Annotated in this window: 5 protein-coding genes; 1 reads left to right on the top strand and 4 read right to left on the bottom strand. The window is 38.5% G+C overall.

Translation table 11 applies throughout. The features are described from left to right. The 4 genes from scpA to udk all read right to left on the bottom strand — a co-directional run. A partial coding sequence (gene scpA, locus ACIQ2X_RS12260; protein ID WP_396179206.1) for a methylmalonyl-CoA mutase occupies window positions 1-2,109 on the bottom strand: 2,109 nt, incomplete at its 3' end. A gap of 7 nt (window positions 2,110-2,116) precedes the next feature. After that, window positions 2,117-3,481 (bottom strand): methylmalonyl-CoA mutase subunit beta, encoded by a 1,365-nt coding sequence (locus ACIQ2X_RS12255; protein WP_396179205.1) that lies wholly within the window; start codon window positions 3,479-3,481, stop codon window positions 2,117-2,119. A 143-nt stretch (window positions 3,482-3,624) separates the two neighbouring features. Next, window positions 3,625-3,957 carry a septum formation initiator family protein gene (locus ACIQ2X_RS12250; protein WP_396179204.1) on the bottom strand — a complete coding sequence of 111 codons (333 nt, stop codon included), beginning with the start codon at window positions 3,955-3,957 and terminating at the stop codon, window positions 3,625-3,627. Window positions 3,958-4,129: 172 nt separating this feature from the next. Continuing rightward, window positions 4,130-4,738, bottom strand: coding sequence for a uridine kinase (gene udk / locus ACIQ2X_RS12245; RefSeq protein WP_396179203.1), 609 nt, complete (start codon window positions 4,736-4,738; stop codon window positions 4,130-4,132). 215 nt (window positions 4,739-4,953) lie between these two features. Between udk and ACIQ2X_RS12240 the strand changes: the two genes are divergently transcribed. Next, window positions 4,954-6,846 (top strand): endonuclease (locus ACIQ2X_RS12240; protein ID WP_396179202.1); only part of this gene is annotated, 1,893 nt, incomplete at its 3' end.

Genomic DNA, 6,846 nt, shown 5'->3' with positions numbered 1-6,846 from the left:
TAATATTTGAATCGCCGCTTCGCTGATTTTGGTTCCAGGTCCAAAAACGGCAACCGCACCTGCATCAAACAAAAACTGGTAATCTTGTGCAGGAATCACACCACCCACAATAACCATAATATCTTCGCGGCCATAATTTTTAAGTTCTTCAATTACTTGCGGAACCAAAGTTTTATGACCTGCAGCAAGAGAAGAAACACCTAAAATGTGTACGTCGTTTTCTACGGCTTGTTTTGCCGCTTCGGCAGGCGTTTGAAAAAGTGGACCTACATCTACGTCAAAACCCACATCGGCATAACCTGTAGCCACTACTTTCGCACCTCGATCGTGACCGTCTTGGCCCATTTTTGCAATCATTATACGAGGTCGACGTCCTTCCAATTCGGCAAATTCGTTTGCTTTTTGTTTAGCCAACTCAAAACTTTCGTTGTTTTTGATTTCTTTACTATACACGCCACTAAACGATTTAATTTGTGCTTTATACCTTCCAAAAACGACTTCCAGTGCATCACTGATTTCGCCCAAAGTAGCTCTGTTTCTTGCCGCTGTAACAGCTAATTCCAGTAAATTTCCTTTACCTGTTCGAGCTGACTCTGTTAATGCGGCAAGGTTTGCTGTTACGGCTTCGGAGTTTCTGGAATCTTTTATTTCTGCCAAACTTTCCAATTGTTGCTTTCGAACCATCTGATTGTCTACATCCAAGATATGTAATGGATCTTCCTTTGCCAAGCGGTATTGGTTGATACCTACAATTATATCTTGGTTGCTGTCAATTCGGGCTTGCTTTCGTGCAGCCGCTTCTTCAATTCGCAACTTTGGAATTCCAGATTCAATCGCTTTGGTCATGCCGCCCAATTCCTCTACTTCTTCGATGAGTTTCCAAGCATTTTGAGCAATTTGATGTGTTAATTGTTCTACATAATAACTACCAGCCCAAGGGTCAACGGTTTTGGTTATTTTGGTTTCTTCTTGTAAATAAATTTGTGTATTTCGTGCAATTCGAGCTGAAAAGTCTGTTGGTAAAGCAATTGCTTCGTCCAATGCATTCGTATGTAAAGACTGTGTTCCGCCAAAAGCTGCTGCTGCTGCTTCAATAGTTGTTCGCGCTACATTGTTAAAAGGATCTTGTTCGGTTAAGCTCCATCCCGAGGTTTGGCAATGCGTTCTCAAGGCAAGCGATTTCTCATCTTTTGGATTAAACTGTTTTAAAATTTTCGCCCAAATCATTCGACCAGCCCTCATTTTGGCAATTTCCATAAAATGATTCATTCCAATTGCCCAGAAAAACGACAGACGTGGCGCAAATTCATCGATTTTCATTCCTGTCGCAAGTCCAGTTCGAATGTACTCCAAACCGTCGGCAAGGGTGTAAGCCAACTCAATATCGGCTGTCGCACCCGCTTCTTGCATGTGGTAACCCGAAATAGAGATTGAATTGAATTTCGGCATATTTTTGCTCGTATATTCAAAAATATCTGCAATGATTTTCATCGATGGAGCGGGAGGGTAGATGTATGTATTTCGCACCATAAACTCTTTCAAAATATCATTTTGAATTGTACCAGAAAGTAATTTTGGCGCAACGCCTTGTTCTTCGGCTGCAACAATGTAAAAGGCCATAATAGGCAAAACAGCACCGTTCATCGTCATTGAAACCGACATTTCATCTAGGGGAATTTGGTCGAATAAAACTTTCATATCTTCCACACTGTCAATAGCAACACCTGCTTTTCCTACATCACCCACTACGCGTTCGTGATCTGAATCGTAGCCGCGGTGTGTTGGCAAATCAAAAGCAATGGAAAGTCCTTTTTGCCCTGCGGCAAGATTTCTTCGGTAAAAAGCATTGCTTTCTTGTGCTGTCGAAAATCCCGCATATTGTCTAATTGTCCATGGACGACGAACGAACATTGTAGAGTAGGGTCCACGTAAATTGGGCGAAATTCCAGCGCCAAAACCTACGTGTTCCAAATCAGCTGCATCTTCTTTAGTGTATTTTGATTTGACTTCGATATTTTCAGCAGTCAAAAAAGAAGAAGATTCTTGCGAAATTTCTGCTTTTGTAAAAGGTCTTTTGAGTGTTATATGTTGGAGGTCTTTGCGATTCATTTTATCGTTATTTTTCATTTTCCAAACGTTCTTTTTCGATTTTTTCTGCCAATCGTTTATCAATAATAGGAGTGATAAGCGTTTTTCTAGGTTTACTTTTTACAAAGGGAAACAACTCTAAATCGTGACTCATGCGGTCGTCTTTGTTAGGATACTTATTGGTTCCGAGTAATACTTCTTTTCCTGTATCGAATAGCTCTTGCTCTTTCGCAGCGCTTTCCTGAATTTTTTTCTGGATTGTTCCTTCTAATAATTTCGAAATAAATCCTCCAGAACTTTCAATTTCTTTAAAAAGAACCAACGCTTTTTCGGCCATTTGTTGGGTGGTGTTTTCGATGAAATATGCTCCGTCAGCGGGATTGTTGACTTTGTCAAAATAGCTTTCGTGTTTGAGTACCAAAAGTTGATTTCGGGCAATCCGATCGGCAAATTCATTTTCCTTGTGATACAAAGCATCGTAAGGCAAATTACTAACGGCGTCGCTTTGGCCTATAATAGCACTCATGCATTCGGTGGTGGTCCGAAGCATATTGACGTTATAATCGTAAAGGGTTTTATTTCGTTTGGAAGGAGTCGTTAATATATGAAATTTTAATTCGGGATTAAATTCAGTTGCAATCGACTCAAGAACCAATCGCAACGCACGAAGTTTGGCAATTTCAAAAAAGTAATGCGATCCAACGGCTACTTCAACAACTACTGTGCCCGATAATCCCGGAAGGCGATGGAAATATTCTACAGCGTGAGCTGAGATATAAGCAATTTGCTGTATCATATTTGCACCTGCATTTTGATACAAGGTTCCGTCAATAGAAATGAAATGCAACGAAGTACAACTAGATTTTATTTCAGTTAATAAATCAAAATCGGATTTTACATCTGTAAACCAGTTACCGTCTTTGGTCAATTGCTGAATGGGATCGATTAGGATATAAAAAGTGGCTTTTCTTTTTTGAGCAATGTCATTGAGTTGTTTGATAAAATCGTGCGAAAGGAATTGCAGTTTAAAATAGACTTCAATTTTTTCAACGGGTAAGTTTTCGAGCAGTTTTACAACATCAGTTTTTGGGTCTTCAATAGTAAAACGTAAACTTTCAGCACCTCTTTGCAAGGTTTCTAAACTTCGGCGAACGGACTTGTCCACGTCAAAAACAAAAATGTTTTGACATATCTTGAATGATTCGTTTTTAGTGCTCGAGTACAAAGGTTCAGGCGTTTCATCAGTATGGTAAAAAGGCTTTATTTTAATACCTTCAGGGCTTTCCCAAACAAGGGTTTCATTATAGTCGGCACCTTTAAGGTCGTACTGAATTTGTTGTTTCCACTGTTTGGAACTTACGTATTTAAATTCTTTAAAAAGTTGTTTTGCCATTTTCTATTCCTTTACTATGCATTAAATTCTAGTTATCCAAATTCCAAATTTAAAGTGTCACATTTCAATTCCTTAAATTCCAATTTTTAAATCCAAATTTTTAGGTTTCAAACTTTCCTCCTTCGGAGGGGTTGGAGAGGATTCTACTTCTCTAAAGTATCTCCTTCGTATTCAATAATATATATATCTTCGTTGTCTTTTTTCATATAATATTTTTCACGGGCGTATTTTTCGATTTGGTGTTGATTTTTAAGTGTCCTGATGCTATTCTTGTCTTTATTGATTTCGTTCTGGTAGTATTCTTTATTGGTTTGGAGTTCGTCAATTTCTTTGTCTAAAAAACGATGTTCCAAGTAAGAGTAGGTATCCAGAAAAAACATCCATACGATAAAAAATACCAAAACGATGACGTATTTATTACTCAAAAATTTGAGTAGGGGATGTTTATCGGTGATTTTTTTTAGCGGATTTTTCATAGTTTACGTATAATTCATAGCCCTGATTCATTCGTTAATATTTTTTTGATATTCTCTGAATGCAAAGCATTTGAAGAGGAAATTCTGTAGCTCCCGCAGTTCGGGGTTTATAAAATAGAACGTATAGTAGCAAACAACTTCAAAAAAATAGTGTATAAAAATAGGAAATTTTTTATGAAATACGTTGATTAATTACGGCGCGAACTACATCTATTGCCACGGTATTGTATTTGTCGTTTGGGATGATGATATCGGCAAAGGCTTTGGTAGGTTCGATGAACTGTTCGTGCATTGGTTTGAGCGTGTGTTGGTAGCGGTTCAAAACCTCTTCCATGTCTCGGCCTCGTTCGGCAATATCGCGTTTGAGTCTTCGGATTAATCGTTCGTCAGAGTCGGCATGCACATAAATCTTGATATCAAACATGTCCCGTAATTCAGGATTGGCAAGGATCAAAATTCCTTCTACAATCATTACTTTTCGTGGGTGGGTAATGATGCTGTCTTCAGTTCGGTTGTGGGTTACGAAGGAATATACCGGCTGATTGATCGTATTGCCGTTTTTTAAATCCTTTAAATGTTCGCCCAGTAAGGCAAAATCAATTGCCCTCGGATGGTCAAAATTAATCAATGCACGTTCATCAAATGATAGGGAATTATTCTCCTTATAATATGAATCTTGCGAAATGATTCCGACTTCGGCTTGCGGAAGTTCGTTCATAATTTGTTGTACCACGGTTGTTTTTCCGCTTCCTGTTCCACCGGCAATTCCTATAATCAGCATGTTGAGTTGGTTAAATTTGACTCGACAAAAATAGAAAATTTATAGCGACCATTAATTGTTTCCAAACAAAACTTTTGCATGCTTTTTTATAATAATTAAGTGTAGTTATTGTAATGCAAACGACAAGAGATTTCAGATTATCAAATCGTTAGAATTTTTTTTTTAACACAAAAAACGTTTTTAAAAGTGTAGATTTGCAAGATAAAGAATAAATAATGTTTAAAAAATACGTGCTTTTATTAACTTTGGTATACAGTTTTACAGGCTTTAGCCAAATTATTGTTATCAATGAAATTGACTCTGATACCCCATCAATAGACACAAAGGAGTTTGTAGAACTCAAAACATCCGTTCCAAATTTTTCGTTGGACGGTTATGTTTTGGTTTGTTTTAACGGAAATCCTGACTCGGGTTCCAATACGGCATTGAAAAGTTATTATACGATGTCCCTTAACGGTTTGAGTACGGATGCCAACGGGATTGTTTTGATAGGTTCGAATGATGTAGCTCCAGCTCCTGCGCGAACGTTTGGTGATAATTTATTACAAAATGGAGCCGATGCAGTTGCGATATATTCTGGTACTTTTGAAGATTTTCCAGATGGTACTTTGGCTACAACAACCAATTTGATTCATGCCTTGGCTTATGATACTTCCGATCCTGACGCGACTGAATTAATGGCCTTATTGGGTTTGACCATACAATACAACGAAAATGAAAACGGACAACAAACGACCGAATCGATTCAACGAAAGAATGACGGCACTTACGAAACAAAACCGCCAACACCGGGAGTTCCCAACGATGGCAGCGGAATTGTTTTTAACGGAATTACCATTTCTACGCTAGCGATACAGTACAACGAGGGCGACAATATTCCAATTACATTTACAACACAAACAGCCACCATTGCGGATTTGACTTTTACATTTACACTCAATAACAGTAGTTTCAATACGAGTGACTTCACCGGAATTACAACAGTAGTTATTCCGCAAGGTCAAACAACATTTACCACAATCATTTCTGTTATTGACGACAGTCTTGATGAAGGTGATGAGGTGATGAGAATCAAATTTGGAGCGCTACCAAGCGGATACGTTCGGATGAATGATAATGTAAAAATCGAGATTATCGACAATGATTTTTCGGTTGCAGCTTGGGGAACCCCGTTGAATCCAACTTATGGTATTGTAAATTCTACAGTACCTGTAGGATATTATGCTTCGTTGGAAGGAAAATCGGGACCTGTTTTAAAACAAGCCGTACAAGATATCATTGCAAATCCAGCAGTAGTTCACGCTCACAATTACGGTGATGTCAATACCATCTTGCAAATGGCCGACCAAAATCCATTGAATAGCAATGAAGTATGGTTGATGTACAAAGAAATTGCGAGATCTAAATTGCTCATCCAAACTACAGGAAATGGTATAGGGAAGTGGAATCGAGAACATATTTATCCGCAATCGCGTGGTGGATTTTCAAATGCTACAGCCGATACGCCCGACGGAATTAATATTTGGGAGGCCACAAGTGCTTCCACTATAATACACGGACATTCCGATGCTCACCATATTCGTGCAGAAGATGCCACAGAAAATAGTACGAGGAATAATAAAGATTATGGACTCACGGATTACAACGGTTTTTCAGGAAACCAAGGAAGTTGGAAAGGGGATGTAGCACGGTCTATTTTTTATATGGCAGTTCGGTATAACGGTTTGGATGTGGTAAACGGAAATCCGGCCGATACTACGATTGGGCAATTGGGTGATTTGAATACATTGCTAACTTGGAATTTACAAGATCCTGCAGACGATTTCGAGATGAATCGTAATAATTACATATACACCTGGCAACTAAACCGTAATCCTTTTATTGATTATCCGCTTTTGGCCAATTATATTTGGGGTGCTAATGCAGGCGAAACTTGGTTTGCGAGTCTTTCTACAATAGCAATCGATCCTTTGAAAGTCGCCGTTTATCCCAATCCTGCTTCGGATTATTTTATTATTTCAGGTGCTGTAGCAAGTGGAACAATCGAGTTACTGACAATTTCTGGTCAAGTAGTTTTTCAAAAAGAAGGCAGCACCAATCAACCCATT

Source organism: Flavobacterium sp., assembly GCF_044368625.1.
Lineage (GTDB): Bacteria > Bacteroidota > Bacteroidia > Flavobacteriales > Flavobacteriaceae > Flavobacterium.
This window is presented reverse-complemented; position numbering and strand designations above follow the sequence as displayed.